Origin of the sequence: Psychrobacter sp. JB385 (assembly GCF_900163785.1) — a bacterium.
Classification (GTDB): domain Bacteria; phylum Pseudomonadota; class Gammaproteobacteria; order Pseudomonadales; family Moraxellaceae; genus Psychrobacter.
In genome coordinates this window covers 429243-450044 of the sequence record NZ_FUKN01000001.1, presented here as the reverse complement: position 1 = coordinate 450044, position 20802 = coordinate 429243, and the positions used below count along the sequence as shown (strand labels likewise).

General features: G+C 43.0%; 18 protein-coding genes and 2 tRNA genes. 11 read left to right on the top strand and 9 right to left on the bottom strand.

What is annotated here, in order from left to right; all coding sequences use genetic code 11:
• Position 1: 1 nt before the first annotated feature.
• Positions 2–346: a multidrug efflux SMR transporter gene (locus CZ794_RS01960; RefSeq protein WP_087039976.1), complete on the bottom strand. Its 345-nt coding sequence runs from the start codon at positions 344–346 to the stop codon at positions 2–4.
• 492 nt (positions 347–838) lie between these two features.
• Between CZ794_RS01960 and CZ794_RS01955 the strand changes: the two genes are divergently transcribed.
• From CZ794_RS01955 to CZ794_RS01945, 3 genes are all read left to right on the top strand, one after another.
• Positions 839–914: transfer RNA gene (locus CZ794_RS01955), tRNA-Asn, on the top strand.
• A 189-nt stretch (positions 915–1103) separates the two neighbouring features.
• A complete protein-coding gene (locus CZ794_RS01950; protein WP_062845178.1) occupies positions 1104–1433 on the top strand; it encodes a hypothetical protein in 330 nt (109 codons plus the stop codon).
• Positions 1434–1715: 282 nt separating this feature from the next.
• Positions 1716–2444, top strand: coding sequence for a hypothetical protein (locus CZ794_RS01945; RefSeq protein ID WP_087039941.1), 729 nt, complete (start codon positions 1716–1718; stop codon positions 2442–2444).
• Between the two features lie 109 nt (positions 2445–2553).
• On the opposite strand, the gene CZ794_RS01940 is transcribed toward CZ794_RS01945, so the two are convergent.
• The 3 genes from CZ794_RS01940 to CZ794_RS01930 all read right to left on the bottom strand — a co-directional run bounded on the left by CZ794_RS01940 (position 2554) and on the right by CZ794_RS01930 (position 5962).
• Positions 2554–2644 (bottom strand) — tRNA-Ser (locus CZ794_RS01940).
• 95 nt (positions 2645–2739) lie between these two features.
• On the bottom strand, positions 2740–3885 hold the full coding sequence (locus tag CZ794_RS01935; protein WP_087039940.1) for a type I glyceraldehyde-3-phosphate dehydrogenase: 1146 nt from the start codon (positions 3883–3885) through the stop codon (positions 2740–2742).
• A 142-nt stretch (positions 3886–4027) separates the two neighbouring features.
• The gene (locus CZ794_RS01930) at positions 4028–5962 is read right to left on the bottom strand and encodes an AAA family ATPase (protein WP_087039939.1); all 1935 of its coding nucleotides are present in this window, start codon (positions 5960–5962) and stop codon (positions 4028–4030) included.
• Between the two features lie 417 nt (positions 5963–6379).
• Here CZ794_RS01930 and CZ794_RS01925 point away from each other — a divergent pair, with 417 nt between their 5' ends.
• The 7 genes from CZ794_RS01925 to CZ794_RS01895 all read left to right on the top strand — a co-directional run bounded on the left by CZ794_RS01925 (position 6380) and on the right by CZ794_RS01895 (position 14991).
• The gene (locus CZ794_RS01925) at positions 6380–7906 is read left to right on the top strand and encodes an aldehyde dehydrogenase family protein (RefSeq protein ID WP_087039938.1); all 1527 of its coding nucleotides are present in this window, start codon (positions 6380–6382) and stop codon (positions 7904–7906) included.
• Between the two features lie 306 nt (positions 7907–8212).
• Positions 8213–8539, top strand: a complete 327-nt coding sequence (locus CZ794_RS01920; protein ID WP_087039937.1) for a DUF779 domain-containing protein — start codon at positions 8213–8215, stop codon at positions 8537–8539.
• A gap of 532 nt (positions 8540–9071) precedes the next feature.
• Positions 9072–10712 (top strand): ABC transporter substrate-binding protein, encoded by a 1641-nt coding sequence (locus tag CZ794_RS01915; RefSeq protein ID WP_087039936.1) that lies wholly within the window; start codon positions 9072–9074, stop codon positions 10710–10712.
• Positions 10713–10875: 163 nt separating this feature from the next.
• Positions 10876–11892 carry an ABC transporter permease gene (locus CZ794_RS01910; protein ID WP_062845186.1) on the top strand — a complete coding sequence of 339 codons (1017 nt, stop codon included), beginning with the start codon at positions 10876–10878 and terminating at the stop codon, positions 11890–11892.
• Between the two features lie 141 nt (positions 11893–12033).
• Entirely contained in the window at positions 12034–12948 is a 915-nt protein-coding gene (locus CZ794_RS01905; protein ID WP_062845187.1) for an ABC transporter permease, read from the top strand.
• A gap of 1 nt (position 12949) precedes the next feature.
• Positions 12950–14023, top strand: coding sequence for an ABC transporter ATP-binding protein (locus tag CZ794_RS01900; protein ID WP_256958828.1), 1074 nt, complete (start codon positions 12950–12952; stop codon positions 14021–14023).
• Positions 14020–14991: a peptide ABC transporter ATP-binding protein gene (locus tag CZ794_RS01895; RefSeq protein ID WP_087039935.1), complete on the top strand. Its 972-nt coding sequence runs from the start codon at positions 14020–14022 to the stop codon at positions 14989–14991. The genes CZ794_RS01900 and CZ794_RS01895 overlap by 4 nt, the downstream gene beginning before the upstream one ends.
• Before the next feature lie 251 nt (positions 14992–15242).
• On the opposite strand, the gene CZ794_RS01890 is transcribed toward CZ794_RS01895, so the two are convergent.
• Positions 15243–15662 carry a nuclear transport factor 2 family protein gene (locus CZ794_RS01890; RefSeq protein ID WP_087039934.1) on the bottom strand — a complete coding sequence of 140 codons (420 nt, stop codon included), beginning with the start codon at positions 15660–15662 and terminating at the stop codon, positions 15243–15245.
• A 453-nt stretch (positions 15663–16115) separates the two neighbouring features.
• Here CZ794_RS01890 and CZ794_RS01885 point away from each other — a divergent pair, with 453 nt between their 5' ends.
• Complete coding sequence (locus tag CZ794_RS01885; RefSeq protein WP_087039933.1) at positions 16116–17072, top strand: LysR family transcriptional regulator; 957 nt, start codon at positions 16116–16118, stop codon at positions 17070–17072.
• Between the two features lie 44 nt (positions 17073–17116).
• Here CZ794_RS01885 and CZ794_RS14145 read toward each other — a convergent pair whose 3' ends face one another.
• The 4 genes from CZ794_RS14145 to CZ794_RS01870 all read right to left on the bottom strand — a co-directional run bounded on the left by CZ794_RS14145 (position 17117) and on the right by CZ794_RS01870 (position 20777).
• Positions 17117–17305 (bottom strand): topoisomerase DNA-binding C4 zinc finger domain-containing protein, encoded by a 189-nt coding sequence (locus tag CZ794_RS14145; RefSeq protein ID WP_256958827.1) that lies wholly within the window; start codon positions 17303–17305, stop codon positions 17117–17119.
• Positions 17306–17403: 98 nt separating this feature from the next.
• Positions 17404–18168: a nuclease-related domain-containing protein gene (locus CZ794_RS01880; protein WP_256958826.1), complete on the bottom strand. Its 765-nt coding sequence runs from the start codon at positions 18166–18168 to the stop codon at positions 17404–17406.
• Positions 18161–19558 carry a hypothetical protein gene (locus CZ794_RS01875; protein ID WP_143515688.1) on the bottom strand — a complete coding sequence of 466 codons (1398 nt, stop codon included), beginning with the start codon at positions 19556–19558 and terminating at the stop codon, positions 18161–18163. Before CZ794_RS01875 ends, CZ794_RS01880 begins: the two co-directional genes overlap by 8 nt.
• A gap of 187 nt (positions 19559–19745) precedes the next feature.
• Positions 19746–20777, bottom strand: a complete 1032-nt coding sequence (locus tag CZ794_RS01870; RefSeq protein ID WP_087039931.1) for a hypothetical protein — start codon at positions 20775–20777, stop codon at positions 19746–19748.
• Positions 20778–20802 lie beyond the last annotated feature (25 nt).

The window sequence follows — 20802 nt, the reverse complement described above, 5'->3', positions numbered from 1 at the left end:
ATCAATGCACCACAGAATTAGACAATAAATTCATTACTACGACGCCACCAACAATCATAGCAATGCCGATCACTGCTGCCGCATCAAGACTTTGCTTAAAGAGAATCACGCTGACAAGCGAAGTTAAGACAATTCCCAACCCACCCCACAATGCATAAGCAATGCCAAGCGGTATCACCTTTAGCGTTTGCGTCAATGCATAAAAAGAGAGCGCATAAAGCACAAACATAATGAGCGTTGGTACCAAACGTGTGAACTGTTCTGACTTCGCCAGAAAAGTCGTGCCAATCACTTCACAAGTAATGGCAGCGGCAAGATAGACATAAGCAATAGTCGTTGGACTCATATTAAAAATACCCGTCTCAAATTGAGCATCAGTGATTAAGTTTCTATCAAAAGAAACCATACGGTCGGTATTCTATAGCAAGAATTCCGTAATGTGAAGGGTAAATATGGCATTTCTTGCTATTTAGTCGTCTAGAAACTGTTTTAAAACTTAAAAATATCAACTGCTTATCTGTTTTGACTTAGATACAGGAAAGTAAAACGGACATTATCGAGCGACTTTTTATAAAAAATTGGCATGGATGATGTGCTTCAAATCCGCACGAATAAAGGGATGCTTAGATAAATATGCGGGATATAATTCATCCCAAATGAGACGCCAAATAAAGGTCAAAAGACTATTTTTGATAAATTTCGATATTATTCATAATTAATAGCATAATAAGGTTGACAGCCTATGACGACTTGGCTAAAATGTGCCCCACATAACGCAAACAAGCCAAGCGATTAGGCTTTTATAAAGCTTAAACTGTTTACTGTTATGACAGCTTATTCTCCAATAGCTCAGTTGGTAGAGCAACGGACTGTTAATCCGTGTGTCCCTGGTTCGAGCCCAGGTTGGAGAGCCATATACTAAAAACCTTCATCACTTAATGATGAGGGTTTTTTTATTGCTACCATTTTGTAATGACTGCTCATAATATTCGCGTAGCTGTGGTGTTCTTTTGAGCATTTTTGTTGTATGGTAAGGTTAGTTTTGATTGGTTTGTTTTTTGTCTGAGTGCTTTACTCCTACTCACTAAAAGTAATGGTTTATTATGATACCTGTACGTGTAAAAAATAAGTTTTCTGATCATCCGCAAAAAATCATGCGTCCGATCAGTATTCGCCTGTCTGAAGAGATGATTGCCTTATTAGAATCAACGTCGACAGAATTGGGCTTTAAACGTATTCAAGGGCTTATTCGCCTATACATCCGCCAAGGTCTTGATCGTGACCATCAGGATTACACCTTGGCACACGATGAAGTCTTTATCGAGACGCTACGCAAGCGCGGTGTGAGTCAGCACATCATTGATCAGGCTATCGTAGACACGCACAATAATAACATCACGCATCCTTTATCTGAGCTGCAAGACAACGACTAGAAAACATATAGCAGACCATCATTGTAAAAAGACTGAACTTTCCGAAAGGCGTTCAGTCTTTTTTTTGGTGCATCAAGATATCGAATACTCTTTTATAGGCGCTTTTTATAAAAGCGCTTTTTTAATACTTATTTTTCGCCAATAGTGCGCTCGCTGTCTTTCATATCTGCATTAAGTTTCCTACAGTATTTAGCCATAATTAAACAAAACAAGCGATCAAACACGGTATATTAAGAAAACAGTCGTCACTATTGATGGGCATTTACTAGGAGGTGTACGATAATGAATTCATATCAGCGTTTCAACAAAGCTTTGTTATTAACGATGACTTTATCGATACTAGCAATCGCTCCTGGCTGCTCGCAGCCAAAAACAGATCCGACCAAACAAACCATACCAACTGACTCAGATCAGTGGCAAAAAAAATTGGGGGCGACCTTAGAGCAGCTTCCGGAGTCTGACCAGCAGTTGCTGAGCCGATATATGCTGCGCATGAAACTGAGCGAAGCTTATGAGTCAGGCGCGATGCCGCGTACTACTATTGAAAAGGCGCTCATACAGCAGCGTGAATATGAGCGTTTGCATCCTAATAATCCAACGGGAAAAAAAAGCCCTATCGTGACGCATCAGCAAGCCACTAACCCGGCTCTAAAGTATCCAGTTGCTCTACTCCCTGTAAAAAGCAGTGATAGCGATAGTTTGAACCAAGTAAAGCTACAGTTTATGCTATCAAACCACGGTAAGGTCGCTATCCAAAGCTTTAAGGGTACGCTGACTATGCAAGACGCGAAATTAAAAAAAGGCAAAAACTTTAATGTCCCATTGATTGAGTTCGAACCGCCCATTCAACCAGAACAGTCTGGAAAAATAGTCATTGAAAGTAGTATTGAGGACATCAATGTCATGCGGGCTATTAAAAACTCGAAAGACATGACCATTGAGATTAGTGAAGGCATTCTTATATTAGAAGATGGTGAAACCATCGAATTTTCTCAGTCACTTGTGAAGTAACCGTTGGTATAGTCAGTTCAATATAAATAAAACTGACCTTAAGGTGAGACTTTTTTATATACGCATAAAAAAAGTCCCCAATCATCACTGATTGGGGACTTTTCGAATTTGGCGGAGACGGAGAGATTCGAACTCTCGAAGGGCTATGAACCCTTGCCGGTTTTCAAGACCGGTGCATTCAACCGCTCTGCCACGTCTCCATTGGTGCATCATTATATACAGATCATTTTATAATGCAAGCCTATATTCTAAAAAAATGAAAATAATTTTCTAATACTTCATAATCGCTCACATATTACTTGTTTGAAGCCAGATGCAGGCACATATCCAGCAGTCTATTAGCATAGCCCCATTCATTATCGTACCAAGCAAACACCTTATATTGATCGCCCACTCGCATCAGCTGCTGTCCATCGATGATAAGTGATTCGGTTTGATGAATAAAATCGCTAGAAACCAATGGCTCATCGGTATACGCCATGATATCGAGTAAATACGCTTGGCTAGCAGATTTGAGCACCTCGCCCACGGTTTCAATACTGACATCCGCTTGCTCAAACACAAACGTCACATCAATGGCAGCAACATCGATGGTCGGTACGCGTATCGAATGACCGTTTATTTTGCCTATCATTGCTGGTAGTACGCGTTCTGTGGCTGCGATACTGCTAGACGTGGTTGGAATAATATTATAGCCAGACGCACGTGCGCGTCTAGGATCACGATGCGCTTGATCTAAAACCGTTTGATCGGCTGTGACTGCATGAATCTCGGTCATCATTGCTGACCTTACCCCAAATGCCTTATCGAGCGTATCAATCAGTGGTACTAGCGCCTGAGTGGTACAAGAAACGCTGGAGATAATCGGTAGAGCGCGTGTCAACTCTTCGGCGTTCACACCCATGACAATACAAGCATCTACATCGTCAAAAGGCGCGGCACCAATAATGACTTGGTGTGCCCCAGCCTCAATATGTAGATGCGCTTGCTCATAAGAGCGAAAATGCCCTGTACACTCTAGCACTACATCGACGCCAAGCGCCTGCCACGGTAGACGCTTGGGATTAGGCTCTGAGAGCATGGTAATACAATAGGTCAGATTATTCTTAGTCAGGCAAAGCTGGGTTTTATCATCATCATTGGTGTGAGTTTCTACAATCTCGGCACTGACGCCCAATCGACTTAAGCGCCCGTGCGTACTGTCAAATTTTAGCAAATGCAATAAAATATCGGCCGGCCCCAAGTCATTGATAGCAACCACATGGATGGCGCGACCCAGCACCTCAAAACGCTCTAACAATGCGCGTAATACATTGCGTCCTATACGCCCAAAACCGTTGATAGCGACTCTTAATGGCTGTGTGTGCTCACCTGTAGCACGAAATAAAGCGGCGACTGGATCGGACGTCAATTGATAGTTGGCACGAGAAAAATCAGGCATAACAAATGATCGCTTTAAATAAAAATAAGAAAAAAGCATAGGCACGGAGCGCGACAGACGAAGCGCCCTCATGCATCCACCAATACGGTTTTCACCAAGATTTTTTAATAGGTAACAAACGCATTGAAAAACTTATCAGCCATTATGGCGTAATAAAGATCAGCGCCAAGCGAATGGTGTTGTAATCGATGCTTTGTTTAAGATGATCAAATATCGGACGCAGTTTGATGCTGCCGTCGTCATTAAAATCATTTGGATTATTGGCCACCTTAATCGCGATATACGCGTTGCCAACCGCTGTCATCACTTCATCGTCTGGGCGCAGATGATCACACAACAAGCTTGAGTCTTGAGATCTCAGCTCAGCAATATGGCGCATAATGGTAGACTGAGACAGCTGACGCGCTTGAGAAATCTCAGCGATAGACAGACTTTCTTCTAGCAATATGCGGGTGGCTAACAGCGTACTGTCTGACTTATCAGAGACTTGATTGCCCAGCTTTTGTTTTTTGTCTTGCTGCGCTTGTAGTTGCTCGCGGCGCTTTTTTTGTAGATTGGCATAGGCATCGATGATTGATTTACTCAGCGTACCGCCTGATTTGAGAATGAATTTTTCATGCGCCTGCGTCATACTCTCTTCATCAAGCATCGCATAATTGGCATCAGCTTCGTCAGACAAGACCAAAAATCGTCTATCTGCCCCGCGCGCTAATGGGTCAAGTTGCAAGCTCATGTCATTCATACCAAGCAGCTGTAGCCCTGCCAGCGACTTTAGCCGTGACAACGCCACATAACCCTGCCCAAGCTCAAACGTACGGGACAAATCAATCTCAGCCGCCTCTAACGTCATCCCTTGCGACTTATGAATGGTAATTGCCCATGCCAAGCATAACGGCACTTGCTCATAGCTTGCCAACACCTCGCCTGTTTCATCTTCAATGATCCACTCTTCAGGCTCCGCGACTACTTCACGTCCTGAGTTTAGCCTGACCACAGGCATTTTTTGCGTCGTTGGTTTTTTTGTTTTTGACGAATTTTTATCACTGTCTTTCTCTTTTTTGGTTTTACCTTTTGTTTGCTTAGACGTCTCTTCATCCTCGTCTGTATCATCCTCTTCAATTAACGCATCACTACTGTCTTTACTGTCATCTATCTTGACGGCAGCGAATCCTATCAGCTCACCCATCGTGCCATTAGAGACACCAAGCTCGGTATTATTTTTGATAAACATGACCTTAGAACCAACTTTCAGAATCAACTCGTCCTGAGTCCGTACCGTTTTTTTCAATGTCTCAACCAGTTTACTATCACCAGTCGATGTCGCCTCAAAGCGCATCATGTCACCATCAAGCGCGGCAAGCTCTTTATCATTGATTTTGTTAACATTCAGATTGTGCGTATAAAGGCGGGTGCGCTTGATATCGACGTCTTGATCAAAGGTGGCTTCTAGCGCAGCGATGGCCTCAAAAGTGACTTCTTGACGGCGGATTTGATTCAAAATATCATCCAAATCCAGACCGCCATTAGCCGCCTCACTGACTTGTCTATGCTGCTCACTTAAGTAGCAAATATGGAACTTGGCATCAAGCCATGCCTCTGACATAAAGGCGAACTTCTCACGGTTGGTCTCGCCCTTGCTACCGATTGGTGGCAACTGAAAAAAGTCGCCTGCTACTACGACTTGAATGCCACCAAACGCCTTGTCATTTTTGCGTACATATTTGAGCACTTGGCTCACCAAGTTGAGCTGCTTGGCATGCAGCATCGATATCTCATCGATAATCAACACAGCCGTATCTTTTAGTCGATCAGCCAAAAACTGTTTGCGCGATAGATTGCTCAAATCACGATCAGACAACTCATCTTTGATACCAATACCCGACCAGCTATGAATCGTCGTACCGCTCATATGAGTGGCGGCAATACCTGTACTGGCAGTCACAGCAACGGGTACGCGGCGCGCACGCAGATAATCAATGTATTGATTGAGGGTATAGGTTTTACCTGAGCCTGCTGAGCCCGTTAAAAAGACATTTTGACCTGTTTTTAAGATATCAAGAGCAGAAGATTGACGCATATATCCAAACCAATTAGATGAGTAATAATAATAAAAATAGTACGAGAAAAATAATATGTGATCAGGTCAATATAAAAAGTGTCAGCGAGGCTAGTATAAATTTTTGTAGTCTCTGTCTGCATAGGCACAGCAAGCAAGAAAAATTTGTAGCAGTCACGCGTTGCAATGACGTGTATCCATTTTATTGAATATTAACGATAAGCAAAAAAAGCTGCCATGATTATAACAGCTACACCCGTTTTGCGAACCACTTTCACAATCATACACCACATAACCAGAAGTTATGTGATACGAAATATATCATTATAAAAAGTCATTATTCCTCTGCACAAAAGCTCAGTACGATAGAGTCATACTTGGTTAGGAAAACCAAATATTTGTTATCCAATAACCATAACACACAACAAGGAGTCGTTAATGTTATACGCCTATCCCAACACTGAAAACAGTCCTGTCCAATTCCGCAAAAAATATGACAATTTTATCAATGGTGAGTGGACCCCGCCTGTCGATGGTGAGTACTTTGACAATCCTAGTCCTATTGATGGCAAGACTATTTGCCAAGTTGCCCGCTCAAAAGAAGCCGATATCGAAAAAGCATTAGATGCGGCCCATGCTGCCAAAGATGCGTGGGGCAAAACCAGCGTCACGGATCGTGCCAATCTATTGCTTAAAATCGCTGACCGTATGGAAGCTAACTTAGAAGCCATCGCTATCGCTGAATGTTATGAAAACGGCAAACCTGTGCGTGAGACTCTAATGGCAGACATTCCACTAGCCATCGATCAGTTCCGCTATTTTGCCAGTGCCATTCGCGCACAAGAAGGCGGTATTAGCCAAATCGATGAAGACACGGTTGCTTATCACTTCCATGAACCGCTTGGCGTTGTTGGTCAAATCATCCCATGGAACTTCCCTATCTTGATGGCTGTCTGGAAAATCGCGCCAGCGCTTGCGGCAGGTAATTGTATTGTAATGAAGCCTGCTGAACAAACGCCTGCTTCTGTTTTATATATGTTGGAAACCATCGGTATCGCTGACCTGTTACCAAAAGGCGTCCTTAATATCGTCAACGGTTTTGGGGTCGAGGCTGGTAAACCACTGGCGTCTAATCCACGTATCAATAAAGTTGCTTTCACTGGTGAGACCACAACTGGTCGCCTCATCATGCAATACGCGAGCGAAAACATCATTCCTGTGACGCTAGAGCTGGGCGGCAAAAGCCCCAATATCTTCTTTGCCGATGTGATGGATGAAGACGATGACTTCTTAGATAAAGCGGTCGAAGGTCTAGTGATGTTTGCGCTGAACCAAGGCGAAGTCTGTACGTGTCCGTCTCGTGCGCTGGTACATGAAAGCATCTATGACGAATTTATCAAACGCTGTATCGCTCGTGTCGAAGCCATCAAAATGGGTAATCCACTAGATACAGACACGATGATTGGGGCGCAGGCCAGCTCAGATCAGTTAGAAAAAATTCTCTCTTATCTTGATATTGGTAAAAAAGAAGGCGCAAAAGTCTTGGTTGGCGGCGATCAAGCCAAGCATGATGGCGACTTATCAGACGGTTATTATGTTAAGCCGACCATCTTTGAAGGCACCAACGACATGCGCGTGTTCCAAGAAGAGATTTTTGGCCCTGTACTTGCTGTCACTACCTTTAAAGATGACGAAGAAGCGATGAAAATTGCCAATGACACCTTATATGGTCTAGGCGCTGGTGTTTGGACACGTAGCGTTCATAAGGCATATCGTTTCGGGCGTGGTATCCAAGCAGGCCGCGTATGGACCAACTGTTATCACATTTATCCATCGCATGCCGCTTTTGGGGGTTATAAGCAATCTGGTATTGGTCGCGAAAACCATCTGATGATGCTCGATCATTACCAACAAACCAAAAATATGTTGGTTTCTTATAGTCCGAAAAAGATGGGCTTCTTTTAGAGCAAAGCTCAACTTTTGATGAGAGTCGATAAGCCCTAGCTTGCCATACAGGTTAAGCACTGCGATTAAGAAGCGCTTATTGTTTTTGGTCTTTAGCGCGGCTTAGCAAGGTAACGACGCTTAATGAGTATTAATAATTAAGACTGTTAGCTAAATAGAGTTTTATTTACACTTAAATGAAGTAATGAGCCGCATCCTATTCAATCACAGGCTATATGCAGCGTGAGCGAGAATGATGCGGCTTTTTGTATTCATCCCCTATTCTATGCTCTTAACGATCATGCTTTTAACGATAAGGAAATCATCATGAAAGTGACAGCGACAGAAGCCTGCAAAGAATTAATTGATCTACTCAAGTCCAAACATGGTGAGCTTATGTTCCATCAATCAGGTGGTTGCTGTGATGGTAGCTCTCCTATGTGTTATCCATTGGGCGAATTCAAAGTAGGCGGACAAGATATTTTAGTCGGCGATCTGGCTGGCTGCCCATTTTATATGGGTAAAGCGCAATATCAACTCTGGCAACACACGGATTTGACCATTGATGTGGTCAATGGACGCGGCGCAAGCTTCTCGCTAGAAATCCCTGAAGGCAAACGCTTCATTGTACGCTCAGAGATTTGTGCCGTGTAGTCTTAAAGACCATCAGACTGGGCTTATGTCAGCCCTTTTTCTTATTGGTGATGTCCACGTTCATTAGCACCAATACCTCTGCGTGCCAGCTTATCTATTCTCCCCATCCCCTTGCATTATTATTAAAAAATAGTAAATATTTTTGAAATACAATCCAGTCATATTGAGTGATTCAATTGTACAAAATATAGCCAAGCAAACGCTTTAATCACAATTGTTTCAGCAATTTTAGGTGTCCTGAAAAGTCACAGCTTTCTATCAAAACTATTTCATATATGTATCAAAACTTTTTTATATACCCCTTGCGCTACTCCTATTTAAAGGAGTATATTCAGACCACTTGTTTATATTTATGTGTTTTTTACTCGTAATTTGCGAGGTAAAAATCCTAATTTGTTTTTTATTTTTTATATTAAAAACATCATATAAATGAGGGCTTTAAAGGATTTAAAAGCTCACCGATGGTATTCGTGGTTCGAATACGAGCATGTAGGTATATGGGCAACTACTTATCATTACATAGGATGTAAGAATGCAAAAATCACTCTTCAAACTAACCATGTTAGCGACACTTATCTTAGGCATGAGTGCCTGTAGTGGCGATAATAAAACCACTGACGACTCTGCTGCCAGCTCAGATGCCAAAGCTGCCAAAACCCTACTTTATTGCTCAGAAGGCAGCCCTGCTGGTTTCGATCCAGCGCAATATACTGCTGGTACTGATTTTGATGCGAGCGCTTATCCTATCTATAACGGTTTGGTGCAATTCAAAAGAGATGGTACTGAGATTCAGCCAGGACTGGCGGAAAGCTGGGATATTAGCGAAGACGGTAAGACTTACACCTTTAATCTTCGAAAAGGCGTCAAGTTCGGTAAAACAGATTACTTTACCCCAAGCCGCGATTTTAACGCAGACGACCTTATTTTTACCCTAGAACGTCTCACCAACCCAGAGTTTGAATTTAACAAAGCCTACCCTGCTGAGTTCCCCTATTCGGTTGGCATGGGACTACCAGATATCATCTCCAACATTGAAAAAGTTGACGATTACACGGTAAAAGTCACGCTCAGCGAGACCAACGCGCCATTTTTACAGAACTTAGCGATGCCGTTTGCTTATATCAATTCTGCTGAATATGCAGACCAATTGATGGCTTCTGGTAATGAGCCTGATATCAATAACAAACCAGTCGGTACTGGTCCTTTCGTCTTTACGTCGTATCAAAAAGACGCGCAAATTCGTTATACCAAAAACCCAGATTATTGGGATAAAGACAACATCTACATCGATAACCTCGTATTTGTTATCACCAAAGATTCAGCCGTTCGTGCGCAAAAAGTTCAAGCGGGCGAATGTCATGTATCTGCATATCCAAAACCTGCCGAGATTGAATCAGTCAAAAAATCGGGTAAGGCCACGGTTCTTGATCAACCAGGTTTTAACGTCGGCTATGTGGGCTACAACGTCGAAAAACCAAAGCTGAGCGATCTTAGAGTTCGTCAGGCATTAGATATGGCGATTAATAAAGACGCGATCATCAATGCCGTTTATCAAAGCGAAGGTATCAAAGCCACCAACCCTATGCCACCAACGCAGTGGGGCTACGACAAGTCGCTTAAAGATGCGCCTTATGATGTCGAAAAAGCAAAAGCGTTGATCAAAGAAGCTGGCGCCGACAATATGTCTATCAATCTATGGTATATGCCTGTTCAACGTCCTTACAACCCCAATGCCAAGCTCATGGCAGAAATGCTGCAAGCAGATTGGGCGAAGATTGGCGTCAATGCCAAGCTGGTCACTTATGAGTGGGGCGAATACCTAAAACGCGCGGCAAAAGGCGAGCCTGATGTGATCTTGGCAGGTTGGACCGGCGATAATGGTGACCCTGATAACTGGTTGGGCTCGTTACTGTCTTGTGACGCTGTCGGTGGCAATAACTACTCACGCTGGTGTAACAAAGACTTTGACAATCTAGTCATAAAAGCGCGTCAGGTCACTAATCAAGATGAACGGGTGGATGATTACGTACAAGCTCAGCAAATATTCAAAGAGCAACTTCCTTGGACGACAATGGCGCATTCGGTCGTAACCGTATTCACTGCACCAAACGTTGTGGATTTCAAAATCAGCCCGCTTGGTGCCGTACGCTTCGATGGCGTGAAGGTTGAATAGCGCACTCCGCTAAGCCCAATAAGACAGGCTTTATTGTTTAATTGACAGTCGGTTGGATCAAATCTTTTGTTCCAACCGCATCAACATACATTAAATACCCTGTCATGGGCATTCTTATCACTGCTACCTCTCTAATCATCGAACCACAACTGTCGAGCGGCTTATGCTACTTTATATTTTGCGTCGAATTGCCATCCTCATTCCTGTCTATCTAGGCTTAACCCTCTCAACCTTTACTCTAATACGTCTCGTCCCTGGCGATGCTGTTGAGATTATGATGGGTGAACGTATGGTTGATCCAGAGCTACATGCTCGCGCTTTGGAAAGACTGGGATTGGACAAACCGCTCATCGTCCAATATTGGGACTACTTGAGCGGCATCTTAACCGGCGACTTTGGTGCGTCCTTTCGTACGCGTGCCCCAGTCTTACAAGACTTTTTTGCCCATTTTGTACCAACATTAGAGTTGGCGCTGTGTGCGATCATCATTGCGAGTGTCGTTGGTATCAGTTTGGGTATTTTTGCCGCACTGCGCCGCGGTACTTGGATTGATTACACGCTGATGTCAGGCGCTCTCGCTGGCTACTCCATGCCCATTTATTTATTGGGTCCTATCCTGACGGGTATTTTTGCCCATTATCTTGGCCTACTACCTGTCGCTGGCGTCATCTCTGTCGCTCAGTTTTTAGACGTGCAACCTTTATATGGCTCATGGTTATTAGGCTCGCTAACTTCGGGAGAACCGGGTGCATTTTGGGACGTGGTCAAACATTTTATTTTGCCCTCCATTGCTTTATCGACCATTCCACTCGCCATGATTGCGCGGATGACACGCTCTGCGATGCTGGAAGTATTGGATGAGGACTATGTGCGTACGGCTCGAGCCAAAGGCTTGTCACCACGTCGTGTGATTTTGATACATGTGATGCGTAATGCATTGATTACGGTAGTGACGGTCGTTGGCTTACAAATGGCAACCTTGCTTGCTGGCGCTATTATCACTGAGACCATCTTTAGCTGGCCAGGCGTTGGTAATTGGTTGCTTGATGGATTTTTCACACGTGATTATCCAATCGTACAAAACGGGATCTTATTGGTTGCCACTGCCTTGATTTTGGTTAGCTTATTTATTGATATTTTGTATGGCCTAATCAATCCACGTATTCGCCATACTTCTTAATCTAACATTGATAAATACTCATATTTTAAATAGTGACGATTGGCTTTTGAGTGGTATTTAGAGTTTTTAGCAAAATCTATCTCCTGTTTAGGAATAAGATTCTAGCCACTTTCAACGCGTTCGCCACTATAGGAACTGCTCATGAAGTCTTCTACTCTTCCCTCTGATGCCAACCTTGTGGCAGCCACACCGCCTTCATCTTGGCAGTTATTTTTATCGACATTTTGCCGAAACAAAGGCGCCGTTATTGGATTTATTGTATTGGCATTGATGGTCATCATTGCCATATTTGCACCCGCCCTTGCTCCTCATGATCCTTATGAGTTGTTTACTGGTCAAGAACAATTGCCTCCTGCGTTTTTAAGTGGCGGCGATACTATGTTTTGGCTGGGTACTGATGATGCGGGCCGCGATACTTTGTCTCGCGTGATGTATGGCGCACGTTATTCTTTATTCATCGGTCTGAGCGCGACGACCCTTGCTATGCTGGTTGGTATCTCGTTAGGACTGAGTGCGGCATTTTGGCCCAAAGTTTGGGGCAAAGCCGTCATGTTGGTCAATGATATTTTGATGTCCTATCCCAGTTTGCTATTGGCGATTATCATTGCGGCAATCTTAGGGCCATCGATGACCAATACCATCATCACCATTGCTCTAGTCTGTACGCCACCGTTCATTCGTCTCACTCGGGCTACCGCCATGGTAGAGCTGCAACGCGAGTACTTTATTGCCTCACAAGTGATGGGTGCTGGCGTGCTCAGACTTTTGTTTGTGACGATTTTACCCAACTGTATGGCGCCACTAATCGTACAAGCAACGATGATTTTTTCATCAGCGATTTTAGAAGCAGGTGCGATTGGTTTCCTAGGATTTGGCGTACAGCCGCCCGATGCTGAATGGGGTGCCATGCTAGGTACAGCACGTCAGTATATTCAAAGTAACGTTTGGCTCGCTATTTGGCCAGGTGTCGCTATCTTCTTAGCCGCCTTATCAATCAACCTGACTGGTGATGGCCTACGCGATGCGCTAGACCCCAAATTAAAGCAGGTGACCTAAAATGACTGAACCTTTAAACCATACCAATACTTCTATGAACGGATCGTTAGTAAAAGAGGCGCCATTATTACTAGATATCGAAAATCTTTCGGTCACTTTTGGTGAAGGGTCGCGTGCTTTTCGCGCGGTAGATGATGTCTCTTTATCCATCACTCAAGGCGAGGTCATCGCGATAGTAGGTGAATCTGGCTCAGGCAAATCCGTCACCATGATGGCGTTGATGGGACTGTTGCCACCTTATGCCAATGTCCGTGCCAAACGCGTGATGTTCGATAATAAGGACATGCTCGCTATGGCCCCAAAAGAGCGCCGCGGCATTATTGGTAAAGACATCTCGATGATCTTTCAAAACGCCATGTCGTGCCTCAATCCAAGCTTTACGGTTGAGATGCAGCTGGGCGAAGTCCTACGTAAGCACCTTGGTTTACGAGGCTCGGCAGTACAAACACGCATATTAGAGCTGCTAGAATTGGTTGAGATGCCCGATGCCAAAAACCGACTCAAGGTCTATCCGCATCAACTCTCAGGCGGTATGAGCCAGCGCGTTATGATTGCGATGGCGCTTGCTTGCGAGCCTAAGCTGCTTATCGCCGATGAGCCGACTACCGCGCTCGATGTCACCGTGCAAGCGCAAATCATGGACTTGCTTGGTCGATTGCAACGCGAAAAACAAATGGCGATGGTACTAATCACCCACGATTTGGGCCTCGTCGCGCAAAACTCGCGTGATGTTGCGGTCATGTATGCCGGACAAGTGGTTGAAACCAGTACGGTGCCCGAAATCTTCCAACACCCTGCCCATCCTTATACCGAAGCATTGCTACAAGCCATCCCTGAACTGGCTATCGGTCAAGACAGATTACATAGCTTACCAGGGGTGGTACCAAGCCAATATGATCGTCCAACGGGTTGTTTGCTGTCTCCGCGCTGCCCCTACAAAGAGCCTGCGTGTGATGTGCCACCACCAATTTTAGACACGCCAAATGGCAAGGTGCGCTGTATTCATACTGATTTACCAAGCATATCTGCTGGTACCTCTCCCTTTGACCCTGCTAATTTGGAGTCCCAAGCATGAGTGATAAAGTGGTCTTAAAAGCAGACAATCTACGCAAGCACTATCCTGTATCTCAAGGTTTGGGCAAAGCAAAAGCGTATGTCAAAGCCTTAAACGGTATCTCATTTGAGCTACGCGCTGGCAAAACACTGGCGGTCGTTGGTGAATCAGGCTGCGGCAAATCGACGCTTGCCCGCCAGCTAACGCTCATCGAACAACCAAGTGATGGTGAGCTGTTTATCAACGATGAAGGGACGACAGGCTATAGCAGAAAAGCGCTAAAAGATTTGCGTACTGAGATTCAAATGGTCTTTCAAAACCCTTATGGTAGCTTGAATCCGCGCCATACGATTGGCTATCAATTGACAGAGCCGTTGGATATTCATACCAAGCTGTCAAAAGAAGATAAGCGCGACAAAATCAATGAGATGATGAGAAATGTGGGTTTACGTCCTGAGCATGCTGGACGCTATCCGCACATGTTTTCGGGTGGTCAGCGCCAGCGGATTGCCCTCGCTCGCGCCATGATGCTTAATCCAAAAATTGTCGTCGCTGATGAACCGACCTCCGCGCTCGATGTGTCCATTCAAGCGCAAGTATTGAATCTATTTATGGACTTGCAGGACGAGTACCATACAGCGTATGTCTTTATCTCACACAACTTATCCGTCGTACGCCATGTGGCAGACGATGTGATGGTGATGTACTTAGGGCAAGCGGTCGAACATGGGCCAAAAGAAGCCATTTACAATGCGCCAAAACACCCTTATACGATGGCATTATTAGCAGCGGCTCCCACAGTAAATGGTCAGAAAAAAGATCTGACACTGCAAGGTGAGCTGCCAAGCCCATTGAACCCGCCAAGTGGTTGCGCCTTACATAAGCGCTGCCCTTATGCAAAACCGCAATGCAGCGAAGTAGAGCCACAGCTTCGAGAATGGGACGGGCGACTGGTGGCTTGTTTGCGTTTAGAAGAGATACATGGTTAAAATTTTTTAATCGTTTAATAGATAAAAAAACCGCCATGATGGCGGTTTTTGTTTTATATAATCGATACTCAATAAAACGACTACGTGACATTATAATACGTAACTGGTAAAAGTTTTTCTTGCTTGCTGTGTCTGCGCTGACAGAGGCGACGAAAAACTTATCCTAGTCACGCTATATTTTTTTATATTGATCTGACTATAGTGGCTTCAACCCACCTTTTTATATACTCTTTTTTCATTTATAAAAGCCTTTATCTTACAACGTGCATCGCCGCTTCCAGCGCAGCGGTGTCTTCATGCATACGATATAAGCAAATCTTACCTGCCTCATTGAAGCGTACAATCATCGTCCAAAGACTGTTAAACACGTCGCCAGTACGTTTGACTGTGTGAGCCAATTCGCCAAACCTAACAATGTAATCATCGCTTGCGATAGAATCTTCCATCTCAAAACTGCCAAATTCGAACAGTTGCGCCAGATTTTTAAAGAACTCAGTACCTTCTGCTCGACCAGTATGCGTTCCATAAATCGGCACTTGGCTGTCGGTCTCTTCTCGAAAGACCACAAATTTTACGTCTGAGTCACACAGCGCCATGGCTTGCTCATATTCCCCTGTGAAGACATGAGTGACAAATTGATCAAGCGTTTGGGTATTTGATTTTGTTTGCATATATTTTCTCGCTATAGTTGATCCCCTATAAAATCAATACAGCGCTACTGAGATAAATTTTACGTCGCCGCTGTCTGCAAAGGCACAGCAAGCAAGAAAAATTTGTTTTAGTAGTGCGTGATAATAGGTGATCCTCTTTTATGTAGGACTGACTATATTATGAATTGCATAAATCGTGGCACTTTCAAGGTTGCCAACGAGTTATATACAGTCTAATGAAAGATATGGTAGATAAACAGACGACGCTCACACATCGACTGTGCAAATATGCACAACATAATTTGATAATATAAGAGACTATTGTAAAACCTGTCTGACACTGACTGGTAAGTGTTTTTTGCCGCCTCTGTCACGCTATGCGAACAGCAAGCAAAAAAATACTTACCAATCGCCTCCATTAGCACTTTTATCAACTTTATGTCATGTTAACAATATTAAAATAAGAGAGTAACTATGTACTGGGACGATTTGGCTTACTTTGTTTGCTTGGTAGAAAAACAAACATTGACCGCGTGTGCTGAAGCAATGAATGTGCAGCACAGTACGGTGGCTCGGCGTATTGACCATCTTGAGAAAACATTGGACGTCAACCTCTTTGATCGGCTGGGCAAACGCTACGTGATAACTATCGAGGGCGAGCGGCTCTACCATCAAGCTTTAGAAGTCAAAAAAGAGATGGTCACTTTTCAAAGAATGGCGATTGATCAGAACGCTCTACAAGGCAAAGTCGTGGTATCCGCACCGCCTGTATGGGCAAATGAGGTGCTCATGCCTGCTTTAGCTGACTTTCGCCAGCGCTTCCCAGATATCGTATTGGCTTTGAGCGGCGATGTCAGTATGAGCAATTTACATCAACGAGAAGCTGATATCGCCATACGCACACGCCGTCCCACCCAAGAGGACTTGGTTATTCGCACATTGGGTTCATCGACTTATCGATTTTATGCCCATGATAAATACCTCAAAGACACCGAATCTGAGCAATGGCAACTCATAGAGTTTCAAGCCAACGCCAGAGTGCTGGCTTGGTCGCAAGCGTTTATGCAGCAGCAAGACTATACGATTGCGTTTAGTACCAATGACTTATATATGGCGTGTCACGCGGCGCGTCAAAAAATAGGATTTGCGCTATTACCTGACTTTTTAGCTTGTCAACACACAGAACTGGTAGCGGTTGATCCTATTAACAGATCGACCTTAACCGACTTGGAAACTCATTCCTCAGTGGACAATTACGCGGCGGCTGAGACATTACAACCTGAGCAGTTAGATACACACTCCCCTATTCCACTGGCTCAATCGTATCCCCTCTATTTGGTCATGCACCCAGACGTAAGACGCTCGGCAAGAGTCAGAGCGGTGGCAGATTGGTTGATTGATTGTTCTACTCGGTTGAGTGGGTTTGCTTGATGTTTTCTATTGATTAGATGATAGATCTGTAAATAGTAGCCTGTTCACAGCGCAATAACATTCACCACACCGCGACATCTAGGAAACTGCGTACACCCATAAAAGGACTGGCCTTGACGCGCACCTGTTTTGGCTACCCGCTTAATCATCTCGCCTCTACATTTCGGACAAGTTGGTATTTGGACCAGATCAGCTGTATTATCTGAAACCTCGAGTATTGTAGATACTTCCATCTGTGGCTCAAATTCTACAATCTCAAATGGTGTGAGAAATAGTTTATCTGCAATATCATGCGACATACTGGTATGTGGGGTGATTGTCTGCTGAGTATTCAGACTATCAGTCGGTAACTCGCTAGATTCAATCTCAGTCTGACCAGACCAGACCAGCGCTGCACTTCTCTACTTTTTAGGATAGTTCTATCAACAGTTTCTTTTACTATAGGCTCAGGTGTAGGATTATCAGCATTCTTGCTTGGGTTGCTATGCTTATCTTTTAGATAAGCTTTGTGCTGCCGATTGGTGCGCCACGATTTACTAAATCTATTACTTTCAATCTGCTCGACAATGGATGCGACCTCGTCTTCAGTGAGTAGCTTATCTTGTTTTTTCTTTACATAAGAGACCATGCCACTGGTCAATACGTGTTCAGGCAACTCATCGCGGGTTTTTAGCTCGCACTCACCGATAAATCCAATCATCGAATGAAAATAGCTCAGCTCCAATCCTAATAAATCTGCAAGCGTCTTAATATGCAAGTAGTTTTGGCGTAGCGGATTTTGGAATTTGAACTTGCTTCCATTTGGGAATGATTGCGTCCACTGTCTTTGGTTTTCGCTACCATATATCCAGCCTTTATAGTTTTTGGTTTCGATGACAAAGATGCCGTATACGGAAACGATGACGTGATCGATTTGCGTACTACCACCATTGGCTAATGGCAAGGTAATACCGTTTAATCGGTGGTAAACATCTTTTTCAAGCTTTAGCCACATGGCAACATTGATGACGGTCTCGCCTAGGAAACCTTTAAAAGTGGATTTTAGGGATATAGTGAATTTCTCAAATAATGTCTCACTAGGTTGACATCTACTCAACAAAAGATTTAAGTCCATATAAGATATTTATAAATATGATTACGCCAATGACAATTTTCATGAAGCTTGTACTTTCTTGTTTTGCTTCTGCAAAATTCTGTTGAATCGATTCTGTAACGAAGTCCATATCGGTTGAAGTAGGCTTATAGCTGCTAAAGGTGACTTCATTAGCTAAGCTTGGAATGTCATCAATAAGCTCAGTCACTTGTGGTCGAACGTGCTTCTCATATTTTTTCCAAGGATTGTCACTCTCATAAAGTTTTCGTACGCCATAATACATATCTTCTTCGAAATAACTGTCTTGAATCCATTGATCGTAATAAGCTTGCTCCCAAAACTTGGCAGGAAGTACAGTAACCTCAGCTGTTTCATCACTGATTAAAATAGGGAATGAGCTTTGTAAAATACCATTGGGTAAATGTAATCGCCAAACGAATATACTGGTAGACTTTAGTGGTAAAAGCGTGATGGTATTAGGGATGTCAAAACCAAGCATTCTAGTATGCTCGTCAGTTATGTGCTCGGCATACTTTGATATTTCTATATCATCCGTATCAGGAATAGTATTTTTAAAAGTATAAAGTTTATGTGCAATTTCTGCTAGATAATAAACTGGTGTTCGCCCTGTTGGATCGTATAACACTTCAGCAGGACAAGAATATGCCTGATCAAAAGACCATAGCATTTTATTTGCTTGGACGACATGAGCCCATACCACTTTGCCTGTTTTATATAGCTTAGCCAATTGATTCATTTGTTCATACAAGACGTCGTCTTTCATCCATTTTGGAGGCATCATCTGTAAGTAAACTAAATCCGCTCGATCTAAATTAGCAAATTCAACCTCCCTGTCAAACTTCAACTCCATAGTGGGTACGGGTGGCAAAGGCTGATTGAAATCTGTATTGCTTAATATAGTAGATGGAACTAGCTCCAGCACACTTTGCCAAATTGTTTGGTCTTGTAATACCCCATCATCACTAGCTATTATCAATGCTTGGTAAATCACTTGCTTAGGAACGAAAAAATCACACAAATCTTGGATATCACTATCAAACTCGACAAACATGTTTTCAGCCAGTGCGGCCTGATCCCCTATAAAATGATCGCTTGCATCAGAGTACCAAACTGGGGCTTCTCTACGAGCTCGTCCAATGACCTCCCCTAAATAATAGCTCAATATCTCAATAATTGAGTTATTATTTAGGGGATATTCTGAAGAGAAAATTCGATGTTCTGTAAAGTCAGGCAGTCTTTTTTTAACCGTTAGCAACCACTCATCAATTCGCTTGAGACTATTTAGCGAATAATCAAGGTTACAGTTACGAAGCTCTCTTTCATATATAAAGTCCTGATGTCTGGTCAAATCATCTAACTTATCAGGATTCACCTGTTCTGACCTATCGGAGAAAAAATCATCTAACGTTAAGAGCACGCTTACTGTCTCAATAGTCGGTTGATTAGACGTAAGGAATGCCTTTTGCGAGTTAATAGAAGTCGTGCAACTTGTCATGATTTTATCGTCTTAGAAAATATTGAATTTTAGTTTATGTCGTTTAATAGTTAGCTACCGATGACTACCTGTCTAATAAATGTTTCTTCTTCCATTGCACATAATTAAAATTATCTTTAGCAATGTCTATATGCCAATCATAAGGAAATAAGTCTGATTGTATTTCTTGTGGAATACTATTTTTATGGATAAAACACCGATTAACCAATAACTCTTTCGCAGCTGGTACCGATACTGGTATTTCATCATTATATTGCTGATAATGCTGTTTATAGCTTTCAGCACTTGAAAGATCTACTTCTCCATCTACGTTGAATTTCCATTCTTTCTCTGTCTCGTAATTTCTGACAAAGTCTGTTCGCCAGCGCGAATTATGTCCCCAACCATGAGACAAGTCATGACATAATCGGTTATTTCTATGATTGGTGAAATACATATCGCTTTTTTCAGCCAAGTATTTATCTACGCATGGATGATTGTAGACACTGACTCCACCCCTCGAAAACTGTAATTCACCAAACATAATAGTCGGATAAAGCTGCTCCTTGATAATTATTTGATCATGCTCACCTACTCTTACTACGTCATCAACATAATGTATTTCATGGTAAAAGGGATGATAGTAAGGTTGGGCTATAGATGACACTTGCATCCCTATATCTGTAAAAAAAGAACGATACTCAGCTACTGTCAATTTTCCTTGATTCAATAACCACAATAGATGGTCATTACAGACGCTTAAAGCAAATAAATCCCATAGTTTAAAACTCAGTTTCTCAAATCGATTTGGAGAGAGTACCTCATGAGCGCCAAACCCATTGCATTCGTCTATGTACTGTTTTATTAAAGCGAAGTTAAGATTATTGTTTTTAATACTCAACTTAGTAAGTACAGATTTAAATAGACTACCTTCTATCTTCTTTATAGGTTCTTCTACATCTACAGATAATAATTTGGTTAAACTGGCATCATACTTTTTTAAAGACTCACAGTCTTTTATTATGCGTCTAATATCCTCAATATGTGCAACCAACACTTCTTGATAAACACTTTTCCCTTCATAACTTACTAAGTCGAGATATAGAGCCACACTCATAGTTTTATCCAAAAAAAAGATAGAC

Excerpts from the sequence above, each read along its gene's own strand:
- CZ794_RS01945 (WP_087039941.1), top strand. The coding sequence starts at position 1,716 with ATGAATTCATATCAGCGTTTCAACAAAGCTTTGTTATTAACGATGACT.
- CZ794_RS01900 (WP_256958828.1), top strand. The coding sequence starts at position 12,950 with ATGACTGAACCTTTAAACCATACCAATACTTCTATGAACGGATCGTTA.
- CZ794_RS01920 (WP_087039937.1), top strand. The coding sequence starts at position 8,213 with ATGAAAGTGACAGCGACAGAAGCCTGCAAAGAATTAATTGATCTACTC.
- CZ794_RS01935 (WP_087039940.1), bottom strand. The coding sequence starts at position 3,885 with ATGCCTGATTTTTCTCGTGCCAACTATCAATTGACGTCCGATCCAGTC.
- CZ794_RS01885 (WP_087039933.1), top strand. The coding sequence starts at position 16,116 with ATGTACTGGGACGATTTGGCTTACTTTGTTTGCTTGGTAGAAAAACAA.
- CZ794_RS01890 (WP_087039934.1), bottom strand. The coding sequence starts at position 15,662 with ATGCAAACAAAATCAAATACCCAAACGCTTGATCAATTTGTCACTCAT.
- CZ794_RS01925 (WP_087039938.1), top strand. The coding sequence starts at position 6,380 with ATGTTATACGCCTATCCCAACACTGAAAACAGTCCTGTCCAATTCCGC.
- CZ794_RS14145 (WP_256958827.1), bottom strand. The coding sequence starts at position 17,305 with ATGGAAGTATCTACAATACTCGAGGTTTCAGATAATACAGCTGATCTG.
- CZ794_RS01910 (WP_062845186.1), top strand. The coding sequence starts at position 10,876 with ATGCTACTTTATATTTTGCGTCGAATTGCCATCCTCATTCCTGTCTAT.
- CZ794_RS01930 (WP_087039939.1), bottom strand. The coding sequence starts at position 5,962 with ATGCGTCAATCTTCTGCTCTTGATATCTTAAAAACAGGTCAAAATGTC.
- CZ794_RS01905 (WP_062845187.1), top strand. The coding sequence starts at position 12,034 with ATGAAGTCTTCTACTCTTCCCTCTGATGCCAACCTTGTGGCAGCCACA.
- CZ794_RS01960 (WP_087039976.1), bottom strand. The coding sequence starts at position 346 with ATGAGTCCAACGACTATTGCTTATGTCTATCTTGCCGCTGCCATTACT.
- CZ794_RS01915 (WP_087039936.1), top strand. The coding sequence starts at position 9,072 with ATGCAAAAATCACTCTTCAAACTAACCATGTTAGCGACACTTATCTTA.
- CZ794_RS01895 (WP_087039935.1), top strand. The coding sequence starts at position 14,020 with ATGAGTGATAAAGTGGTCTTAAAAGCAGACAATCTACGCAAGCACTAT.
- CZ794_RS01950 (WP_062845178.1), top strand. The coding sequence starts at position 1,104 with ATGATACCTGTACGTGTAAAAAATAAGTTTTCTGATCATCCGCAAAAA.
- CZ794_RS01870 (WP_087039931.1), bottom strand. The coding sequence starts at position 20,777 with ATGAGTGTGGCTCTATATCTCGACTTAGTAAGTTATGAAGGGAAAAGT.